This window comes from Geofilum rhodophaeum (assembly GCF_002210225.1).
GTDB lineage: Bacteria > Bacteroidota > Bacteroidia > Bacteroidales > Marinilabiliaceae > Geofilum > Geofilum rhodophaeum.
Window position 1 is genome coordinate 48,292 of sequence record NZ_MWUJ01000005.1, and the last position, 19,946, is coordinate 68,237.

Genomic DNA, 19,946 nt, shown 5'->3' on the forward strand with positions numbered 1-19,946 from the left:
GTTATGAATTTTCGGTTTAGAGGGGATAATTTAGCAGCTTCTAAACGAATTGTTGCCTTATGAAAAAAGTGGCCGATCTTCCTTTTTACTGTGCTTCCTTGTTTGACTACCAGCGCCGAAGTACCCGTGAAGTGCGGGTGGGAGAAGTTGGGATAGGGGGAAGCAACCCTTTGCGTTTGCAATCGATGACCACCACTTCGTCGATGGACACCGCGGCAACGGCTGCCCAATGCCTGCGCATTGTGCAGGCAGGGGGTGAACTGGTGCGCATTACTACGCAGGGGCGACGCGAAGCCATTAATTTGGAAGCCATTAAGTCGGAGCTGAAGCAAAAAGGCCAGGATTTCCCCCTGGTGGCCGATGTCCATTTTAATCCCAATGCCGCGCTGTTGGCGGCCGAAAGAGTGGAAAAGGTGCGCATCAATCCCGGCAATTTTGCCGATGGGGCCAAGAAATTTCGTGAAGTGGCCTACGATGCGGAGAGCTATGCGGCCGATTTGGCCGAAATAGAGGACAAGCTGGTGCCCTTGCTGGATTTGTGCAAAAAGCACGGAACGGCCTTGCGCATAGGCGCCAATCACGGCAGCTTGTCCGACCGCATCATGTCGCGCTACGGCGATACCCCTGAGGGCATGGTGGCTTCGTGTATGGAATTCCTGCGCTTGTGTCGGAAGTATGATTTTCATGAAATTGTGCTCAGCATCAAATCGAGCAATACCCGGGTAATGGTACACACGGTGCGCTTGCTGGTCGCAAGCATGCAGGCCGAGGGGATGGCCTATCCGCTGCATTTGGGAGTGACCGAGGCCGGCAGCGGTGAAGACGGCCGCATTAAATCGGCCGTTGGCATAGGGGCTTTGTTGGCCGATGGATTGGGCGACACCATTCGGGTGTCCCTGACCGAAGATCCGGAAGCGGAGGTGCCTGTAGCGGCCTTGTTGCGCGATTATGTAAGTGGTCGGGCGGGGCATGCACCCATTAAGCCGGTGGTCGATTTTTCTTACAGTCCCTATGCCTACCAACAAAGGCAGAGTCACCCCATAGGTCTTTTTGGGGGTGGACAAACGGCGGGGGTGGTGCCCGACCTGAGGGGCTGTGGGGCACTGATGTCGGGTTTGTTGCGACCCGAAGCGGTGATTGTGGATGCTGTCGACAGCAACTTGCCCGAGGATTGGTCCGGCGTTCAACGATGGGTGCCTGTTGCGGGCAACGAAGGCTTTGTGCCCACTCAGGCAGTATGGCCTTTGCTGGATGTGAAAACGTATCTCGCCGACCGGGTGGCCAGTGGTCCCAAGGTGCTTGAAATAAGCTATGTGGACCTGCAGCCAGAGCTGTTGGGCCGTTTAAAGACCGATAAGGATGTGGTATTGTTGCTGAAAACCGGGCACCAAAATGGCACTGCTGAACAGCGCGCTTGTTTTTTCGCCTTGGATAAGGCCGGCTTAAGTCATCCGGTAGTGCTTCATCGCAGTTACACGGATGCGGTGGCTGGCGAATTTCAGTTAAAGGCTGCGGCCGATACCGGACTGTTGTTGCTCGATGGATACGGCGATGGGCTGTCGCTGTCGGCCCCAGCCGTTCCGCCCAAAGTGCTGCTCGATACCCATTTTGGTGTTTTGCAGGCCGCCCGTGTTCGATTTTCTAAAACGGAGTTTATTTCCTGTCCCGGTTGCGGGCGAACGCTTTTCGATCTGCAGGAAACCACCCGTAAGGTACAGGCCCGTACCGGGCACCTTAAAGATTTAAAAATAGCCATTATGGGCTGTATTGTAAACGGGATCGGGGAAATGGCCGATGCAGATTACGGCTATGTGGGTGCCGGTCCCGGCAAGGTTTCGCTTTTTAAAAATCGCGAACTGGTGGTGAAAACACTCCCTGAAGCCGAAGCGGTAGAGCGACTGGTGGAGCTGATTAAGGAAAGTGGCGATTGGCTGGAGCCAAAGTAGTTTTTTAGGGCCTTGCAGGATGCTGATTTTCAGTGTTGGTCAAATATCCTGCTACAATCATGGAAAGTAATTTATTTTTTTTGTTTAGGATTAAAGGTTTTTTTAAATTGCCGGGACATAAATCTGTGAAATTTTGAAATAACCCATACTAATAGTCCCCAAACACCCCATGAAACAGCTTCTTCCTATACTTGTCATGTTCTGCCTGAGTGCAACGGCTCTTTATGCCGGTCAGATTGAAATCAGGGGAACCTATCAGGGAGAGAACTTGTATGTTAAGAATCCGTTTGCCGCTGCGGGCGTTGGTTTTTGTGTGTATGAAGTCTCTGTGAATGGAATGACCACAACAGATGAGATCAACTCCGCAGCCTTTGAAATAGACCTGGCTGTTTATGGTTTTACCCTGGGCGATCCCATTCGCGTTGCCATTAATTACAAGGACGGGTGTTTGCCCCGAGTGCTTAATCCGGATGTGCTTAATGCACGCGCCTCCTTTGAAATTGTAAATCTTCGTTTCGAAGGCGACAAGGTGATGTGGACCACCAAAAACGAAGCAGGCACCCTGCCTTTTGTGGTTGAGCAGTTTCGTTGGAATAAGTGGGTGGCGGTTGGTCGGGTTGAAGGTAAGGGGCAACCCGGAGAGCATCATTATTCCGCCCCTGTACGACTGCATGCCGGCGAAAATCGTTTTCGTCTGCGCCAAACCGATGCCCGCCGAAAGAGTAAGTATTCTGCCGAATTGCTCATCAGCAGTTCCCGGGCACCCTTGACTTTTTCTGTTGCATCGGGAGGCAACGAAGTTGTTTTTTCCGAGGCCACCATGTACGAGCTGTACGACAGTCACGGCCGAATTGTACTAAAGGGCTTTGGCGACCGGCTTTCGATCGATGGCCTGGACAGGGGTTGGTACTATTTGAATTTTGACAATCAGATGGAGATGTTCCGCAAGTAGCAGCTGATTTGTAAAACAGCCTGGTTGTTAGGCGTTTATTTCTTTACACGCTTCGTGTTCCGATAAAATTGTCGGTCTTATTCTCTTTTGTTTTTAATAAAAGCTTAACTTTGGCTTTCGTCAGAAATTGGCTATTTTCGGTTCTGACGATAAATCAATAAACTGGAATTTCTATGGCTAAAGTTATCGCGCTGGCAAATCAAAAAGGAGGAGTTGGAAAAACCACCACAGCAATCAACCTGGCAGCCAGTCTGGCAGTACTTGAGTACAACGTGCTGGTGGTCGATGCGGACCCCCAGGCCAATGCTACCTCTGGTTTGGGCTTTGACTTGAACAACATTGAGAACAGCATTTATGAATGTATTGTTGATAAGGTCCCTACCGAAAAAGCCATTCTAAAAGCAGAAATCGAACATCTGGATCTGTTGCCCTCTCATATCGATTTGGTTGGTGCGGAAATTGAGATGTTGAATATGCCGCAGCGAGAGTATGTGCTTAAGGAGGTGCTGGATAAAGTGCGTGACCGCTACGATTTTGTATTGATTGACTGCTCCCCTTCCTTGGGCCTGATTACTGTCAACGCCCTAACTGCAGCCGATTCCGTGATTATTCCCGTTCAATGCGAGTATTTTGCTTTGGAAGGTTTGGGGAAATTGTTGAATACCATAAAGATCATCCAAAACCGGCTCAATCCCGAGTTGGAGATTGAAGGCTTTTTGCTGACCATGTACGATTCGCGTTTGCGTCTGTCCAATCAGGTGGTGGAAGAGGTACAAAGTCACTTTCAGGAAATGGTGTTTGAAACGCTCATTACCCGTAACATCAAATTGAGTGAGGCGCCTAGTTATGGTAAGGCGGTGGTCATGTACGATGCTGCCTCCAAGGGGGCGACCAACTACCTGAATCTGGCACGGGAGTTGCTACAAAAGAACAATATGACCAAGATGGATAAGGACAATAAGGTGATCGATTAATAAACCGCATACCGGAACGTTAAAATGGCAAAGAAAAACGCATTAGGAAGAGGACTTGGCGCACTGATTGAAAACAGCGAAGAGGTCAGACGGCCGCGGCCATCTGCCTCCATAATGGAGATAGACATTAATCAAATAGAGGTAAATCCCTGGCAGCCCCGATCCCGCTTTGATGAGGAAAGGCTTCAGGAATTGTCTATGTCTATTCAATCGGTAGGCATTGTACAGCCTCTTACCCTGCGAAAAATCGGAGCAGATCGCTACCAGATCATTGCCGGGGAACGTCGTTTCAGGGCGTCTAAACTGGCGGGACTGACCAAAGTGCCGGCCTATGTGCGCGAAGCTGAAGACGACCTGATGCTGGAAATGGCTTTGGTGGAGAACATTCAACGTGAAGATCTCGATCCCATCGAAGTGGCCATCAGTTACCAGCGTTTGATGGAAGAGTGCAAGCTGACGCAGGAAAGCATGTCCGACCGGGTGGGTAAAAAGCGTTCGACCATTTCCAACTACCTGCGTTTGTTGAAGCTGCCGGCTGAGATTCAACTGGGACTGCGGGAGAAGCAGATTTCGATGGGGCATGCCCGTGCGCTCATCAATGTAGAAGATCCTGCCCGGCAGTTGGCTTTTTTTGCGCAGACCATTAAAGAAGATTTATCGGTGCGTAAGGTGGAGGCTTTGGTCCGGGATTTGGATAAGCCGGTTGAGCCGCAAGCACCTAAAGAGCCTGTTGGGGAGGACAATAATGAAGCCTACAGCGCTTTGCGACATCAGCTCTCCTCCTTTTTTAAGACCAATATTCAATTTTCCCGTGATCCCAAAGGAAAGGGAAAGATTGTGATTCCTTTTCGTTCGGACGAGGAGCTGGAGCAGATTGTCGCTATTCTCGACAAGGTTAAATCCTAAAATACTGCCGTTGCCTGTGCGTTACTACCTGAAAAGTATCTGTTTGGCTGGTCTGCTGCTTTTTGGCTCGGGCCTGGGCTTTGTGGAGCTCCGGTCGGCTGAAGCCTATATGTCGTGGCCTGGGGATTTTCTGGTGGCCAGGATCGACAGCCTGGTACAGCTGGTTGAGCCAGCCGACAGTCTGGTACAGCTGGCTGAACCAGCCGACAGTCTGGTACAGTTGGCAGAGCCAGTCGACAGCCTGGTTCTTGATTCGGTACCTGAAGCGCTTGAAGTGGAGCTATTGGAAGATGAGTACGTACATTCGCCGCACAAAGCCACGGTGTATGCGGCGGTTTTTCCGGGGGCGGGCCAAATCTACAACAAAAAATACTGGAAGCTGCCCATCTTGTATGGCGGTATAGGCGGCTTGATATATGCCATCAGTTTTAATTCGAATTACTACAACAAATACCGTTCGGCTTACCGTGATTTTCTGATTCGGGATCCGGGCAACACCAGTTACGAGGAGTTTATTCCCCCTCAGCTGAGCCTTGACGATGTGCATGGACAACATGCCGAATGGTTTCAGCGTTCCTTACAGAACAAAAGACGTTATTACAAACGTTCCCGCGATTTGAGCTACATTGTTATGGTCGGCCTCTATGTTATCAGTATTATTGATGCCAGTGTGGATGCCCATTTTTACGACTTTGACATCTCGGACGACTTGTCCTTCAGGGTGGAGCCGGCCATGTTGTCGCCCTTTGATGAGCGGGGTTCGGCCTTGGGTTTGCAGATGCGAATACAGTTTTAAGAGAAATGGTATGACAGGAAAACGAATGATTTGGCTGGGCCTGCTGGGTCTGTTTTTTATGGGTTTGCAGGCAGAAGAACCGGAGGTGGCCGAGGCTGTTGAGGAGGATTTTCAAGCCTATATGAGCTCCCTGGACAGTATGATTAACGTATGGCATGTTCGTCCCAAAATGGAAAGTCTGGTGCTCGACTCCATCAATGAACGGGCAGAACAGCTGATCGAAGAGCTGCCCGATTCTGTTTATATTGCTCGCTTGGCTGCGATTTCTTCGCCCATGCAATTTCCCTTTAACAGTCGGGTCAAATCCTACATCAAATTATATACCCAGCGCCGCAGAGACCAAGTGGAGACGATGCTGGGTCTGAGTCATTTTTACTTCCCTGTTTTCGAGGAGGCGCTGGATGCAGCCGGTTTGCCGCATGAGCTGAAATACCTTCCGGTCATTGAATCTGCGCTTAATCCCCGCGCCCTTTCCCGCGCCGGGGCATCCGGACTTTGGCAGTTTATGTACTATACCGGAAAGCGCTATGGTTTGGAGGTCGATTCCTATGTGGATGAGCGGCGCGATCCGGTACAAGCGAGTCGTGCTGCAGTGGCCTTTTTATCGGATCTCTACGACATTTATGGCGACTGGCAGTTGGTTATTGCGGCCTATAATTGCGGGCCAGGTAATGTGAATAAGGCCATCCGCCGATCCGGAGGCAAGCGTGATTTTTGGGAGATTTATTACCGTCTTCCCAGGGAAACGCGTGGTTATGTGCCTGCTTTTATCGCAGCCACCTATACCTTTACTTATGCCCGCGAGCATGGCTTGCAAGCCCGGCCCATAAACCTGCCGGTAGCCACCGATACCATTATGGTAACCCAGCCCTTGCATTTTGAGCAGGTCGCTGCGGTATTGCAGTTGCCACTTGAAAATTTGCGGGAGCTGAACCCGCAATATCGCCGGGATCTTGTCCCCGCCAAAACCAAAGCCTACCCCTTGCGTTTGTCCTTCGAGCAGAGTTCCGCTTTTGCCGGAGTGGAGGACAGTATTTATGCCCATCGTCGACTGCAGTATTTTCCCGATAATCAGTTGGCTGCCCCGGTGGCTGTTACAGCACATCCGGTGGTGGCGCCTTCCGGTAGCGCAGCCATTCATTATACTGTCAAATCGGGTGATGTGGTGGGACTCATAGCCGAGTGGTTTAATGTTCGGGCTTCTGATTTGCGTTATTGGAACAACATCAATCGCAACATTATTCGGGTGGGACAAAAGCTTGTGGTTTATGTGCCCAAGGCGCAGGAGGCGCATTATCGAAGTGTTGCCCAGCAGCATGGTTCGCGCCAGCTTGCAGCTTCCGGCGCGGCCCATGCCACAGCAGCTCCCGAAGTGGATGGTGCTTACATTTATTATACCGTCCGTTCAGGGGATAATTTGTGGACCATTGCCCGACAGTTTCCAGGCGTAAGTAACGACGACATTATGCGTTGGAACAACATCAGCGATGCGCGCAAGTTGAAACCCGGGCAGCGACTTAAAATCAAGTCGGACAACTAAAATGCGACTTCGGTAAGTCTTTGTGTCAGTCGCTCGTCCTGTGGCAGAGTTTTTGATCTGTTTGCGTTGGATTTAAAAATGGAGGACTTATGTTTTCATCACCTTTGCTGATTATTTTTATCGTATTTGCCCTGGCCAGCTGGCTGGTCAGTTCGCAATTGAAACGCCGGTTTAAGCAATATTCGAAGACGGCACTCCCAAGTGGGCTTTCCGGACGGGAAGTGGCGGAGAAGATGTTGCGCGACAATGGCATTACGAATGTGGCGGTTAACTCGGTGGGTGGTCAGCTCAGCGATCATTACAATCCGGCCAACCGCACAGTTAATTTGAGCCCCGAAGTGTATGGTGGTCGTAATGTGGCTGCTGCTGCGGTTGCGGCGCATGAATGCGGCCACGCCATTCAGCATGCACGCGCCTACACGCCGCTTAAGCTGAGGTCGGCCCTGGTGCCCTTGCAGAATGTGAGTGCCCGGATTCTGAATGCCATTTTTATTGCGATGTTTTTTGGGGCCTTTTTGTTGCCTCAGGTCATTTCTTTTGATGCCGCCCTGCTGGTAATCATTGCTTGTTACGGCATTTTTACTGCCTTTGCCTTCATTACGCTGCCGGTAGAAATTGATGCTACGCAAAGAGCCCTGGCCTGGTTAAATACCAGCGGTATTACCGGTGGACGCAGTCACCAGGAAGCAAAGGATGCCTTGCGCTGGGCTGCTTATACCTATGTGGTGGCCGCTCTTTCGGCTCTGGCCACTCTGCTGTATTACGTGATGTTGTTTTTGGGCCGCAGGGACTAATTATATTTCGGCATAGGCTTGCTGGAACAAGGCATTGTAGTCCTTGACCACAGTATGTAAAAATTCAAGGTCGCCCAGGTCGGTGTTGATTCCGGTTTTTTCGGCAACGGCCTTTCTGGTTTTTCGGAGCAGCTCTTCATTGGAGAGCTGCTTCGTGCTTTTTGAGGTATGGCGCAGCACTTCCCGTATGGTGCGAATGTCCCCGTCGTTCAGCAGCTCAGCCTGGGTGAAGCGGGGACTGTAGTCGGCCTCGACCTCCTGCCAGGCACTGTGCTCCAGCATTTTTTTTCCAGGGAGTTTCAGTACGGTGGTTCCGGCAGCCAGATCGCCGAGGCGTTGTCCCTTGCCGTTTAAAATAATGGTGGCCAAGGCCAGACTCCCCGAAGTAACGGTGAGCTCAATGAGGCGGAATATCCAACGGATGATGCAGGCGCCGGGGCTCAGTCTGCCCCCGTCTGCCTTGAGCACGCGTATGCCCATTATTTTCTTCCCGGGACTTTGTCCGTTAAAAAACAGCTCGAAAAGAAGGTGGTAAAAAAGCAGGGGCAGCAACAGCCAAAAGAAGGTGTTCGGAAAAGCTGCAGCATTTTGTATGATGGTCAGTATCAGGGCGTAGCTGCCCATAAACAGAAAATCGAGTAAGGTGGCCAGAATGCGATCGCCTACACTGGCTAAGGTGTGTTCCAGACTGACGTTTTGACTGGTTTGCAGATGAAAAGTTTCCATATTGGGTTTTGATTGTGGCAGATTGTGCTAAATTTGTTCAAATTTAATAAAAGATTTGCCCCTGAAAACCTCTTGAGCCCAAAATGAAGGAAATTGCTTTCATCCATCAAAACAAAGCCCGCTGGTCTGCCTTTGAACAGCAATTGAAGCAAGAGCGCTTGCTGTCTCCCGACGAACTCGCCACGCAGTACATTTTACTGACCGATGATTTGTCTTACGCGCGCACCTTCTATCCCCAATCGGGCGTGGTGCAATACCTCAACGCTTTAAGTGCGCGTACGCATGGGCTGTTGTACGCAGGCAAAAAGGAGCCGGTGGCTCGTTTACTTACTTTTTGGACAAGGGAACTGCCTTTAGAGCTCTATCACAGCCGCTACGACTTTTTGTGGGCGCTGCTTTTGTTTCTGGGCGCAGCGCTGATTGGTTGGGTCTCGGTCTTTCATGAGAGTGATTTCATACGCTACATTCTGGGCGATGCCTATGTCGATCAAACGCTGGACAACATTGCTCAGGGCAACCCCATGGGCATTTACGACCAGCCGAATGCCTTTGCGATGTTTTTTATGATTGCGGTGAACAACATCAGGGTGTCTTTTATGGCTTTTCTGTTTGGACTGTTTACGCCGGTGGGCACCGGCGTAATTTTGTTGCGCAACGGAATTATGGTGGGTGCCTTTCTGGCTTTCTTTTTTGAACAGTCGCTTGGGCTCGTCTCCCTACCCACCATATTGTTGCACGGAACCATTGAGTTGTCGGCCATTGTACTGGCTGGAGGTGCAGGCATTCTTTTGGGTCGCAGCCTGCTCTTCCCCGGCACTTATCCCAGGGCTTACAGTTTTTGGAAGGCGGCACGACGAGGCGTTAAAATTATTTTGGGGCTCTTGCCTTATTTTGTGTTGGCCGCCTTTATCGAGGCCTATCTTACCCGGCACTATCAGGTAATTTCGCCGGGTTTCACCCTGTTTGTTATTGCCGCCTCTTTTATGCTTATTCTATTTTATTTTGTGTTGTTGCCCAGACGGGTATATCTTAAAACCTTAAAATCGAAGCCCAATGATTGAAAAATTGAACTTGTTGCAGAAGCGCGACTTCTCCGGGGTCATCAATGCTGCTTTTGCCTTTCTGTCGCAGGAGTTTAAAGCCTATGGTGCCATGTTTGCCCTTTTTACCGGGGTGCCACTTTTATTGATGGCTGGGGTAACGGTCTGGTTTATTAATATGATGCCCCAGGATATGTCGGCTGGTGAAGTGCCCGGAGCCGGGTTTTGGTGGGCATTTGTATTTTTAGGGGTTTTATCCTTCTTCGTTTTTGCGCTGTTGTTCGGGACTACAGGGGCTTATATGTCGCTTTATGTTCAGGAAGGAGCAGGTAATTTTCAACGAAGGGACGTGTGGTCGCACTTCCTTCAGAATTTGGGGAGGATGTTGGGTGTTCTGCTTTTGGGCGGGGCCTTGTTTTTCGCCATCGCGCTGGTGGTGGGTGTGGTCGTTGGTTTTTTGGCCTCAGCCGATGCCTTGCCCTGGTACATTATTGTCTTCCTGGTTTTCTTGTTCATAGGTTTAATGATTTATGCCTGGGTGCCATTGTCCATGGTGCACATGGTTGTTTTTCATGAGAAATTGTCTGCTTTTCAGGCTTTGGCCCGTGTTTTTACGCTGGTAAGAGGGGCCTGGTGGCAGACTTTTGGCGTGCTTTTCGTGTTGTCGATTATTTATTCGATGCTGGGTTTTATTTTTTCCATTCCCACGATGGCCTATCCGGTTATTCAGGAGTTATCGGGGGCAGGGATGGTGGAGCCCGCCTCTTTTGCTTTTATCGCTTTAACGGTGTTTTCTGTTTTGGGACGCTTTGTGCTGTACCCCATTCTGCTTGTTGGGGTTGGGGTGCAATATTTCTCTCTTAAGGCGGGGAGCGACAACGATGATTTGTTGCGTAAGGTTGAGGCTATTGGTTGATAGGAAAATAGTATGTGGATTCGGATTCTTTGCCTGGTTGTTTTGTTGTGGGACTTGTCCCTCCTTGGCGTGCAAGCCGGGGACACCACGCCTGTGGTCCCCTGGGACGAGCATGGGGCGGTGCAGTATCGTCCCGCACCTGAGGAGCTCATCGACCAATGGAAGACGGACCCTGCTTACGATTATGAAAGGCATAAGGCCCCCGGTTGGTGGCAGCGCTTGTGGGAGGTCTTGCTCAGCAAGCTGTCGCCGGACGGCGCCAACCTGGGCTGGCTCAACTATTTTTTTAAGGGCCTGGTGGCTTTGGTGTTTGTTTATTTTGTGTTGCGAATGCTGAATGTGCCTTTGGGGGGACTCCTGACGGCCATTCATAAGAATAGGGGGCAGTTTGTTGCTGTTCCTGAGGCAGGACTCGAAGAGGAGGAGGGGGGACTGGAAGAGCGGTGGTTGCTCTGCCGTTCTACCGGGGCTTACCGGGAAGCAACGCGCTTGTTGTATCTAAGGCTTTTGCAGGAGCTGCAGCGGGTAGGTTTAATCCGCGTGAAAAGTGGGAAAACCAACCGTGAGTACTTAAGGGAGCTGCGCATGGCCGGACTGCATGATGACCTGGCCCCACTGGTGCGAATATATGATTACGTGTGGTTTGGGCAGGTTCAACCCGATGAGCGACACTACCAATGGATAGAGGAAAGTTTTACCAGGCATTTGAATAAGCTGACAAAAATGGAGAACAATGCATAAATGGAAGGGCTATTTTTGGCTGACTTCTTTGGTGGCGGGTCTCTTGTTGCTGGGGTATTTGGTGTCCATGTCGCCCAAGGAGGTCGATTGGCGGGAGAGTTATTCCTTGAAGCACGACAGGCCTATGGGCACCAAACTGGTGCGTCAGGCTGCAGCAACGCTGTTTCCCGACCAGGCGCTCAGGGACTTGCGAAGGGGGGTGGCGACTTATTTTGGGGAAGAGGTTCCGGGTAAGGTGAACCTTATTTTTCTGAACAATCGACTGGATCCTCATGTGGCGGATTGGGAACAGGTATTGGCTATGGCGGAAGCCGGCAGCACCGTGTTTATGGCGGCCCGGGACTTTTCTGATTCGATTCTTGTTGCCTTGGACTTTTCCGTGGCTTATGAGGGTATGGGGTTTTTGAGTGGGGGCGATTCCCTGGGCTGTAATTTTACCAATCGGAAGTTGCGATCGGCCGGCTCTTATTGGTATCCGAGACCACGCGGGGTGCATTACTTTGAAAGTTACGACAGTCTCCATACCACTGTTTTGGGCATAAATCATATGGGGCAGACAAACTATGTGCGGATTCGAAGGGGAGCAGGATGTTTTTTGGTGCATTGCCAACCCGAGCTGTTTACCAACCACGCTCTTTTACGGGCCAATAATGCCGATTATATATTTAAAGCCTGGTCGTACTTGCCGGTAGCTGCCACTTACTTCGATGAAAAATACAAAGCCGGGATACCCGTTGTGCAAAGTGAATTGCATTACATTTTGCAGGAGCCCGCTTTACGTTGGGCTTGGCAGTTGGCTGTTTTGGGTCTGCTTTTGTTTTTCATTTTTCACGGAAAGCGCAAGCAAAGAGCCATTCCGGTCTTGCCCGTGGTGGAGAATACCAGTCTCCAGTTTGTAGATACCCTGGCGCGTTTGTATTACCGTAAGGGCAATCATCTGGATATTGCGCGCAAGCGCTATGCCGCTTTTCTGGACCATTTGCGTTCGCGCTATTTTTTGGATACGGATCTGGAGCCGGCACTCCTCAGTGAGGAGCTGGCTGCAAAATCGGGCTTGCCTTCCCGCAGTACGCTGGCCTTGATTAAGCAAGGCCGGCAATTGAAGCAGCTCGGGAACCTCTCTCGTGAGGAATTGCATCGTTTCAATCGTCAACTCGAATATTTTTATCTTAATGCCTTATAGTTATGGAAGTGAATGATCAGGAAAATACCAGCGACCTTTTCGAGAGTCGGCTAAAGGTTCAGGAGCTCAATCATATGGCTTTTAGAATTAGGGATGAAATCGCAAAGGTTTTGGTGGGTCAGGAAAAGGTCCTTGACTTGTTGCTTACCGCCCTGTTGTCCAATGGTCATGTTTTGCTCGAAGGGGTTCCCGGTGTAGCCAAGACCCTTATGGCGCGTCTCCTGGCCAAAACTCTGGATACAGGGTTTTCCCGTATTCAGTTTACGCCCGATTTGATGCCTTCTGATGTGCTGGGCACCAGTGTGTTCAATGCGGCTACTTCGAACTTTGAATTTCGGAAGGGACCCATTTTTTCCAATATGGTTCTCATTGATGAGGTGAACCGTGCCCCGGCCAAAACGCAGTCCGCTTTATTTGAAGTTATGGAAGAACGGCAGGTCACCATGGAGGGACACAGTCATCAGTTGAAAGCCCCATTTTTGGTTATTGCGACCCAGAATCCCATTGAGCATGAGGGGACTTACCGCTTACCTGAGGCACAGCTCGATCGCTTTTTATTTAAGATTAAGGTCGATTACCCCGACCAGGAGCAGGAGCTGCGGCTTTTGCAAAGAGCCTGTGAGCGGCAGGCCATTTATGATCCTGCCCTGGTGCAGCCTGTGGTAAGTGAAGAGGAGCTGGCCGGGTTTCAAAAGTTGGTTAACGAGGTCATCGTAGAGCCACAATTGTTGCGTTACATCACGGCCATTGTGGAGAAGACCCGGAAAAGCAGTTCCCTGAGTCTGGGGGCCAGTCCCCGTGCCTCTCTTGCCCTGCTTAAAGCAGCCCGAGCCTTTGCTGCACTTGAAGGGCGTGATTTTGTTACTCCGGAGGATATTCGTGAGGTGCTTTACCCTGTTTTGGCGCACAGGGTTATCCTGAGCCCCGAAAAGGAGATGGAAGGCGTGAGTCCCGAAGTCGTTCTGCGTCAGTTGGTTGAAACGGTGGAAGTCCCCCGTTGATGCACACCTATTGTTTATGCTTGTGAAACATTTTTTTCAAAATCTCTATACCAGGAGTCGGTTTTTTCAGGTGCTTTGGGCCTGCAGTGGTTTGTTTGTGCTGGCTTTTTTCTGGCCCTCTTTACTCTTGTCGGCTCAGGTGCTGGCCGTTGGGGTCGCTTTGTTGTTTCTGCTCGACCTGGTTTTGTTGTACGGCAGGGCTTCCGGAGCAGGCCTGGAAGCCGAACGTCTGTTGCCCGAGCGCTTTTCGAATGGGGACGACAATCCTGTTCGGCTTTGTTTGAAAAGTAAACTCGATTACGGGGTGAGTTTTGAATTGTATGAAGAGTTTCCGGAGCAGTTTCAAAAACGTGATTTTGTGCTGCGGGACAAATTGGCCCCCCGGGGATCCTTCGAGCACACTTATGTATTGCGGCCCCTTGAGCGCGGGGGCTATCGCTTTGGTTATGTTTTGGTGTATATCAGCAGCAGTCTCGGTTTTTTCAGTCGCCGCCACCGCCTGGCCGCCCCCGCCGAAGTAAAGGTCTATCCTTCTTTTTTGCAGATGCGTCGTTACGAGTTGATGGCCATCAGCAATCGTTTGAGTGAGGTCGGGGTTAAGAAAATTCGTCGCCTGGGGCAGCACAATGAGTTTGATCAAATCAGAGACTACATACAAGGCGACGATGTGCGTACCCTCAACTGGAAGGCTACGGCCCGCAAGGGGCATTTGATGGTGAATCAGTATCAGGATGAAAAGGCGCAGCAGGTCTATTGCGTAATAGATATGGGGCGCACCATGCGGATGCCTTTTGCCGGGATGACCCTGGTTGATTACGCCATCAACACCAGTCTGGTGTTGGCCAATATTGCACTGCTTAGGCACGATAAGGCCGGTTTGCTGACTTTCGACCATCGCCTGCGTTCCTTCCTTCCTGCCCGTCGGGAGGGCCGCCAGATGCAGGCCTTAATGGAACTCCTCTATAAGCAGGAGCCGGGTTATGGCGAACACAATTTGGAGGCACTTTATACCCAGGTGCGTCGGCAGATTCCCCAGAGAAGTTTGTTGGTTCTTTTCACTTCTTTCGAAAGCATGGAGTCTGCCCGTCGCCAATTCCCCCTTCTTTCTGCCTTAGCTGCCCGGCACCTATTAATGGTGGTTTTTTTCGAGAATCATGAATTAGAGGCACTTCGGTTTACTCAGGCTGCAGATACCCAGGGGATCTACCTGCAGGCCCTTGCTGAGAAGACTGCCGGAGAAAAGAGGCAATTGGTGAAGGCGCTTGAACAGCGCGGGATTGCGGCGGTGTTGACCAGTCCCGAAAAGTTGACGGTGGCTGCGGTTAACCGCTATCTGGAATATAAATCGCGCGGATTACTCTGAAGCAGTTTAAGTCCTTCCCCTGGCCGGCTCCTACCCGGAGCTGCTTTTTGGCTGTTTGACTCCTGCCTTTCTGCGATTAAGTTTCTTTAAGTCGCTGCGTTTGTATCCTATGCTTAATTTTGTCTATCTTTTGGGTACAATCATTTTCTCCCCGCTTTTATGAATCGGATATTATTTGTTTTTTTCTGCCTTGTTCTTTTGCTTTTGCCGCCTGGACTCAGGGGGCAGGAACGGCCTAAGGTGGGACTCGTTTTGAGTGGGGGCGGGGCCAAGGGGCTTGCGCACATCGGTGCACTGAAGGTGCTGGAGGAGGCGGGCATTCGTCCCGATTACATTACCGGCACCAGCATGGGCAGCATTATAGGGGGCTTGTATGCCATTGGATATGATGCCCACGAGCTGGATTCTATCGTTACTGCAGTCAATTGGGCCCAGCTCCTTAGTGATCGCATTCCCTTGTCCGATGTCATTCCCGAAGAAAAATACGATTACCAGCGTTTTCATGTTGAATTGAATCTGAGTCGTGAGGGACTGAGCGTGCCTGCCGGATTGGTGGGGGGACAGGCCATTTCGGAATTGTTGTCGCGCCTGTCCTCAGGGGTGGCCGGGGTGCAGTCCTTTGCCGACTACCCCATACCCTTTCAATGTGTGGCGGCTGATTTGCTCAGTGGCGAACAAGTGGTTTTTAACAGTGGCAGTTTTACCACTGCCTTGCGGGCCAGCATGTCCATACCTTCGGTTTTTGCCCCTGTTGCGCTCGACAGTATGTTGCTTATTGATGGGGGCGTGCTCAATAATTTTCCGGTACAGCTTTGTATGGATATGGGGGCGGACATCATTATTGGTGTAAATGTGGGTACAGCGGATAAGGCAGAAATGTCGGATTTGAACTCTCCGGTGGCGGTGTTGGCTGCTTCTGCCATGATTGGCAACAGCTTGAGTTTTAAACAGCAGGTGCCTTTTGTGGATGTGTTGATTGAGCCCGATTTGGAGGGCTTCTCCACGGCCAGTTTCTTTCAGGGACCAGACATTATTAAACGTGGTGAAGAGGCGGCCAGCTTGCAGTTGGAAGCCTTGCAAGGGCTGGCGCAGCGGCTCGATTCCTTGGGCGCTCAGGCGCAAAAACATTTTCCGGATCGTCCGGAGTCCTACCTGATCAGCAGCATTAATCTGAAGGGCGGGGACCACATCAGCCACCGTTTTTTTATGTCGAGTCTGGGCATCGCCCCGGGAGATACGGTAAGAAATGAAGACTTGAAAAAGGGCATGAATCGTTTAATGGGTACGCGGTATTTTGAATCTGTTGCCTACGATTTAAAGCCCCTGCGTGAGGGCTATGCCTTGACGGTACATGCCACCGAATCGGCACGTACCCGCTTTAAATTTTCCTTGCATTACGACAATGAAAACAAGGCGGGCATACTGACCAACCTGACGCTTAGGAATGTTTTGTTGCGTGGTAATCGCCTGGCTGCCACGTTGGATGTGTCGGAGCGGCCACGGCTGAACCTGTCGTTCATTAATTATTATGGGGAGAATCACCGTACGGCTTCCCGGCTGGAGGGCGTTTGGGAGAACAGCAATTTTCCGGTTTATCTGGAAGACGGTGCCGAGTATGGGCGCTTTACCCATAATTTGACCGATTTGTCGCTGGGCTTTATGTCCTCTCTGGATACCCGTTGGGAGTTGAATGGCTTTATGGCCCTGGAGCGTTCGGTTCTGAAGCAGCAGAGTGGCTTGTATGAGGTCTTTGCTTCGGGTGTAGATCGTTTTGGCAACCAGTTGCTGTCGGCCAATTTTACAGCCAACCGCAACACTTTTAACCGTCGTTTCTTTCCAACGCGCGGCAACGAGTTGAACTTACGCTATCGCTTTTATCTGGATAACCGGGAGGTGTACAGGGGCAGTGAAAGTGTGCGGGATTTGGTTGAGCCGGCCATTGCTCGTTCTGCGGTACGTTTTTTTGAGCTGAGCGGAAGTTGGCAGGGCGTTTTTTCGCTGGGTTCCCGCTTCGCGGTGAGTCCACGCATTCAGGCCGCTTATTCGAATCGTCCTCTTCCCCTGGTGGCGATGAATTATATTGGGGGTATGCCTTTTCAGCGACGCACCCGGGAGGTGAGCTTTGTAGGCTTATCGTCGCGCGAGAAGATTGTTCAGGATTTTGCGATGGCGCAAGTTAATGTGCGCTACCGGTTTTCGCGCAGTTTTCACCTTACGGGTGTGGTGAACGGTCTGGCTGCGGCTTCCGATTCGGAAACAATTTACCGGCCTGTGGTGATGGAAGATGAGGAGTACATCCTGGGCTATGGTCTGATTCTGGAAATGGACAGCTTTTTAGGCCCGGTACAGGTAGGGGTGTCCGACAGTAATGTGCCCGGCGGCTTGCGTTGGTACATCGGTTTGGGTTATCCTTTTTGACGCAGGAGGGCTTCGGCCAGCAACAGATCGAAGGGGGTGGTTATCTTGATGTTCTCGGGATTGCCATCGACCAGGTGAATGGGATGTCCCAGGGCCTCTACTACGGAGGCATCGTCGGTGAATGTTGCTTTATAGTTTTGTTGGTAAGCTTTTTTAATCAGCCGGGTATGAAAAACCTGAGGGGTCTGAACCAGGCGATACAGATCGCGTGGGCGTGCTGTGCTGCCTTGTGGCAGCACTTCCCTGATGGAATCGACCGGAGCGACCACGGGAATGGCTGCTCCGTATTGGCGGGCAGCTTCATAGCTGGCAGCAATGGTGTCCGGAGCCACAAAGGGGCGCACGCCGTCGTGCACCCCGGTACATCCGTCTTCATTTTCAACACAGGTCAAGGCATTAGAGACACTGTGAAAGCGTGTTTCCCCTCCGTTTACAGTGAGCAGGGGCAGTTCAAACTTATGTTTGCGACGCAATCCTTCCCATACTTCGCGCTGGTCGGCCGGCAGGGCCAGAATAAATTGCAGATCGGGCCTGTGGCGGTAAAAGGTCTCCAGGGTATGCATCAAAAGGGGCTTTCCTTGTAATTCAAGGAATTGCTTGGGCAAATCCCGCCCCATGCGTAAGCCCTTGCCGCCCGCTACTACAATCAGATAATCCTGCATTTTATACCGCCGTTATTTTGTTTTCGAAAAAAAAGTTAAGGGATTGAACAAAGTTAAGTAATCCCCGTAAAGGATAGCTTTTGATAAGGATGAATTTTGAAAAACGAGGAAGGGATGAGAATAGTGGGAATGAAGTTTTCGAAATTGCGCAATCGTCTGTTGTTTTATTTTGGCATTTTGACTTTTGTGATTATTGCCGTTCAGGCCTTAGTGAGTTATACTACCGTCCGAAGCACCTTGCTTCGAGATGTTCGTGAAAATCAATTGCTTGCATTTTTGGAGGCTTCCGGAGCCGAGATTCGGACGGGATTGGAGAAAGGCTTGGAAGTCTCCCTGGCGCTGGCCAACGACCCCTTGTTGTTGCATTGGTTTGAGGGGGGTGAGGAGGAGCAGGACCTGGCCTCTTTTGCCTTGGGGAAGCTGGATCAGTTGTACACCGAGAGGGCTTATCCTTCTGTTTTTGCGGCGTCCGTCACCACCAACCATTTTTATACGCAGGGATACCAGCATGCGAACACCCTGGTTCCGGACCGGGAAAGTGATCAGTGGTTTTACCAGTTGATGGCATCGGGACAAAGGTTCGAATTGAATTACGATTACAATGAGGCGCTGGATCAGACTTTCTTTTTCTTTAATGTGTTGATGGGCGATGTGCAGGCTCCTGTGGGGGTGGCCGGCATTGGGATTGATCCGGGTGGCCTGATTCAACAATTTGCGGAGAGCAGGTTGACAGAGCGTTCGCGCATGTGGATGATTGATGCTGCCGGACAGGTGGTGATTTCGGAGGATGTGGAGGAGATTGGTTCGCCTTTGGCCGAAGTGGTGGGGCAGGATATTTATTCGGCCCTGGGGCTTATAGAGGGTCGGGGGGTGTTGCCTGGTATCTCTTATGGTGGCGAGGATTATGATTTTGCACTTCTGCCGTTGGGGGATACCGGCTTGTCTGCCCTCATGGTGGCTCCGGTGTCCGAATTGATGGCGGTAGTTCGACCCATTGCCTGGAACAGCCTTTGGTTGAGCATTGTATTCTTGTCTGTTACTCTGGTCATTGTTTTGGTGCTGGCGCGCTCTTTAACCGAACCCCTGGATGTGCTGACTCTGCATTCCGATGCTTTTGCCCAGGGCGATTTAAGTGGGAATCTTCCTTTGCGTGTACTGGAGCGCCCCGATGAGCTGGGACAGCTGGCGCGTTCTTTTGAGGATTTAAAAAGGAAAATCAATGCCCTGATTGGTCAGGCAGCCCGGGCTGCCGGTACCATTGCCGCCGGCAATGAGGAAATGACCGGATCTGCTTCTCGTTTGGCCGAAAGCGCTACCGAGCAGGCTTCCTCTACGGAGGAATTGTCGGCTTCTATGGAGGAGATGGGCTCTAATATTAATCAGAACGCGGACAATGCCCGTGAGACGGCCGGTATTGTTCAGGATGCAGCTAAGCGTGCCGCCTCCGGGGAACAAATGCTGCAGGAGGCTGTAGTGGCGATCGAAAGTATAAGTGAGAGCGTTGTCTTGATTGAGGAGGTAGCACGACAGACCAATATACTGGCGCTGAATGCCGCTATTGAGGCCGCCCGGGCTGGTGAGCACGGGAAGGGCTTTGCGGTTGTTGCCGGCGAGGTGCGTCGTTTGGCTGAGCGAAGTCGTATCAATGCTGCCAAGATTTCTCAACTTTCGGGCAATAGTGTGCACATTGCCCGTGGGGCGATGCAGATTTTTTCTGAAATGGTGCCCAAGATTATGAAGAGTGCCGAACTGGTTATGGAGATCAGTGCTGCTTCTAAGGAGCAAAATGTGGGTGCCGAGCAGATCAACAACGCTTTGCTTGAATTGGATCGTGTGTCGCAAGGAAATGCACAGGCGGCAGAGGACATCAACGGCATGGTGCAGCAGTTTAATGCCGAGGTGGAGGCCATATACAAGGTGGTGAGCTATTTTAAGCTGGAAGCCTAAATGGACTTGGGGGCAGACGAAAACAGCAAGGGCCCGATGTT

The 19,946-nt window shown here is 51.1% G+C and carries 17 protein-coding genes; 15 read left to right on the forward strand and 2 right to left on the reverse strand.

The genetic code is table 11. The features are described from left to right. The first annotated feature begins 59 nt into the window (after nt 1–59). From ispG to B4W65_RS06480, 7 genes are all read left to right on the forward strand, one after another. The gene (gene ispG, locus B4W65_RS06450; protein WP_088654318.1) at nt 60–1,946 is read left to right on the forward strand and encodes a (E)-4-hydroxy-3-methylbut-2-enyl-diphosphate synthase; all 1,887 of its coding nucleotides are present in this window, start codon (nt 60–62) and stop codon (nt 1,944–1,946) included. A gap of 169 nt (nt 1,947–2,115) precedes the next feature. After that, nucleotides 2,116–2,898, forward strand: coding sequence for a hypothetical protein (locus tag B4W65_RS06455; protein ID WP_088654319.1), 783 nt, complete (start codon nt 2,116–2,118; stop codon nt 2,896–2,898). A 173-nt stretch (nt 2,899–3,071) separates the two neighbouring features. Beyond that, entirely contained in the window at nt 3,072–3,872 is an 801-nt protein-coding gene (locus B4W65_RS06460) for a ParA family protein (RefSeq protein ID WP_088654320.1), read from the forward strand. Nucleotides 3,873–3,896: 24 nt separating this feature from the next. Further along, entirely contained in the window at nt 3,897–4,778 is an 882-nt protein-coding gene (locus B4W65_RS06465) for a ParB/RepB/Spo0J family partition protein (RefSeq protein WP_088654321.1), read from the forward strand. A 16-nt stretch (nt 4,779–4,794) separates the two neighbouring features. Then, on the forward strand, nt 4,795–5,574 hold the full coding sequence (locus tag B4W65_RS06470) for a DUF5683 domain-containing protein (RefSeq protein WP_146697729.1): 780 nt from the start codon (nt 4,795–4,797) through the stop codon (nt 5,572–5,574). 10 nt (nt 5,575–5,584) lie between these two features. Beyond that, nucleotides 5,585–7,114: a lytic transglycosylase domain-containing protein gene (locus tag B4W65_RS06475; RefSeq protein WP_088654323.1), complete on the forward strand. Its 1,530-nt coding sequence runs from the start codon at nt 5,585–5,587 to the stop codon at nt 7,112–7,114. A gap of 89 nt (nt 7,115–7,203) precedes the next feature. Further along, nucleotides 7,204–7,908 carry a zinc metallopeptidase gene (locus B4W65_RS06480; RefSeq protein WP_088654324.1) on the forward strand — a complete coding sequence of 235 codons (705 nt, stop codon included), beginning with the start codon at nt 7,204–7,206 and terminating at the stop codon, nt 7,906–7,908. Here the strand turns inward: B4W65_RS06480 and B4W65_RS06485 are convergent, their stop codons facing one another. After that, the gene (locus tag B4W65_RS06485; protein WP_088654325.1) at nt 7,909–8,634 is read right to left on the reverse strand and encodes an RDD family protein; all 726 of its coding nucleotides are present in this window, start codon (nt 8,632–8,634) and stop codon (nt 7,909–7,911) included. It lies immediately after the preceding gene. Between the two features lie 83 nt (nt 8,635–8,717). On the opposite strand from B4W65_RS06485, the gene B4W65_RS06490 reads away from it, so the two are divergent. The 7 genes from B4W65_RS06490 to B4W65_RS06520 all read left to right on the forward strand — a co-directional run bounded on the left by B4W65_RS06490 (nt 8,718) and on the right by B4W65_RS06520 (nt 17,296). Then, nucleotides 8,718–9,695 (forward strand): stage II sporulation protein M, encoded by a 978-nt coding sequence (locus B4W65_RS06490; RefSeq protein WP_088654326.1) that lies wholly within the window; start codon nt 8,718–8,720, stop codon nt 9,693–9,695. Further along, nucleotides 9,688–10,590, forward strand: a complete 903-nt coding sequence (locus B4W65_RS06495; RefSeq protein ID WP_088654327.1) for a hypothetical protein — start codon at nt 9,688–9,690, stop codon at nt 10,588–10,590. Before B4W65_RS06490 ends, B4W65_RS06495 begins: the two co-directional genes overlap by 8 nt. Before the next feature lie 12 nt (nt 10,591–10,602). Further along, a complete protein-coding gene (locus B4W65_RS06500; RefSeq protein ID WP_088654328.1) occupies nt 10,603–11,331 on the forward strand; it encodes a DUF4129 domain-containing protein in 729 nt (242 codons plus the stop codon). Continuing rightward, a complete protein-coding gene (locus B4W65_RS06505; RefSeq protein ID WP_088654329.1) occupies nt 11,324–12,514 on the forward strand; it encodes a DUF4350 domain-containing protein in 1,191 nt (396 codons plus the stop codon). Before B4W65_RS06500 ends, B4W65_RS06505 begins: the two co-directional genes overlap by 8 nt. Before the next feature lie 2 nt (nt 12,515–12,516). Then, entirely contained in the window at nt 12,517–13,515 is a 999-nt protein-coding gene (locus B4W65_RS06510) for an AAA family ATPase (protein ID WP_088654330.1), read from the forward strand. A gap of 16 nt (nt 13,516–13,531) precedes the next feature. Next, nucleotides 13,532–14,878: a DUF58 domain-containing protein gene (locus B4W65_RS06515; RefSeq protein WP_088654331.1), complete on the forward strand. Its 1,347-nt coding sequence runs from the start codon at nt 13,532–13,534 to the stop codon at nt 14,876–14,878. A gap of 159 nt (nt 14,879–15,037) precedes the next feature. Then, entirely contained in the window at nt 15,038–17,296 is a 2,259-nt protein-coding gene (locus B4W65_RS06520; RefSeq protein ID WP_088654332.1) for a patatin-like phospholipase family protein, read from the forward strand. On the opposite strand, the gene B4W65_RS06525 is transcribed toward B4W65_RS06520, so the two are convergent. Next, complete coding sequence (locus B4W65_RS06525; RefSeq protein ID WP_088654333.1) at nt 17,284–17,958, reverse strand: 2-C-methyl-D-erythritol 4-phosphate cytidylyltransferase; 675 nt, start codon at nt 17,956–17,958, stop codon at nt 17,284–17,286. The two genes, B4W65_RS06520 and B4W65_RS06525, sit on opposite strands and share 13 nt — an antisense overlap. Nucleotides 17,959–18,072: 114 nt before the next feature. On the opposite strand from B4W65_RS06525, the gene B4W65_RS06530 reads away from it, so the two are divergent. Further along, nucleotides 18,073–19,905 (forward strand): methyl-accepting chemotaxis protein, encoded by a 1,833-nt coding sequence (locus B4W65_RS06530; protein ID WP_088654334.1) that lies wholly within the window; start codon nt 18,073–18,075, stop codon nt 19,903–19,905. Nucleotides 19,906–19,946: the final 41 nt, after the last annotated feature.

What these genes read in the sequence shown, in the direction of transcription:
- B4W65_RS06465 (WP_088654321.1), top strand. Translation starts at nt 3,897, where the DNA reads ATGGCAAAGAAAAACGCATTAGGAAGAGGACTTGGCGCACTGATTGAA.
- B4W65_RS06500 (WP_088654328.1), top strand. Translation starts at nt 10,603, where the DNA reads ATGTGGATTCGGATTCTTTGCCTGGTTGTTTTGTTGTGGGACTTGTCC.
- B4W65_RS06485 (WP_088654325.1), bottom strand. Translation starts at nt 8,634, where the DNA reads ATGGAAACTTTTCATCTGCAAACCAGTCAAAACGTCAGTCTGGAACAC.
- B4W65_RS06515 (WP_088654331.1), top strand. Translation starts at nt 13,532, where the DNA reads ATGCTTGTGAAACATTTTTTTCAAAATCTCTATACCAGGAGTCGGTTT.
- B4W65_RS06480 (WP_088654324.1), top strand. Translation starts at nt 7,204, where the DNA reads ATGTTTTCATCACCTTTGCTGATTATTTTTATCGTATTTGCCCTGGCC.
- B4W65_RS06505 (WP_088654329.1), top strand. Translation starts at nt 11,324, where the DNA reads ATGCATAAATGGAAGGGCTATTTTTGGCTGACTTCTTTGGTGGCGGGT.
- B4W65_RS06510 (WP_088654330.1), top strand. Translation starts at nt 12,517, where the DNA reads ATGGAAGTGAATGATCAGGAAAATACCAGCGACCTTTTCGAGAGTCGG.
- B4W65_RS06475 (WP_088654323.1), top strand. Translation starts at nt 5,585, where the DNA reads ATGACAGGAAAACGAATGATTTGGCTGGGCCTGCTGGGTCTGTTTTTT.
- B4W65_RS06490 (WP_088654326.1), top strand. Translation starts at nt 8,718, where the DNA reads ATGAAGGAAATTGCTTTCATCCATCAAAACAAAGCCCGCTGGTCTGCC.
- B4W65_RS06455 (WP_088654319.1), top strand. Translation starts at nt 2,116, where the DNA reads ATGAAACAGCTTCTTCCTATACTTGTCATGTTCTGCCTGAGTGCAACG.
- ispG (WP_088654318.1), top strand. Translation starts at nt 60, where the DNA reads ATGAAAAAAGTGGCCGATCTTCCTTTTTACTGTGCTTCCTTGTTTGAC.
- B4W65_RS06520 (WP_088654332.1), top strand. Translation starts at nt 15,038, where the DNA reads ATGAATCGGATATTATTTGTTTTTTTCTGCCTTGTTCTTTTGCTTTTG.
- B4W65_RS06460 (WP_088654320.1), top strand. Translation starts at nt 3,072, where the DNA reads ATGGCTAAAGTTATCGCGCTGGCAAATCAAAAAGGAGGAGTTGGAAAA.
- B4W65_RS06525 (WP_088654333.1), bottom strand. Translation starts at nt 17,958, where the DNA reads ATGCAGGATTATCTGATTGTAGTAGCGGGCGGCAAGGGCTTACGCATG.
- B4W65_RS06495 (WP_088654327.1), top strand. Translation starts at nt 9,688, where the DNA reads ATGATTGAAAAATTGAACTTGTTGCAGAAGCGCGACTTCTCCGGGGTC.
- B4W65_RS06530 (WP_088654334.1), top strand. Translation starts at nt 18,073, where the DNA reads ATGAGAATAGTGGGAATGAAGTTTTCGAAATTGCGCAATCGTCTGTTG.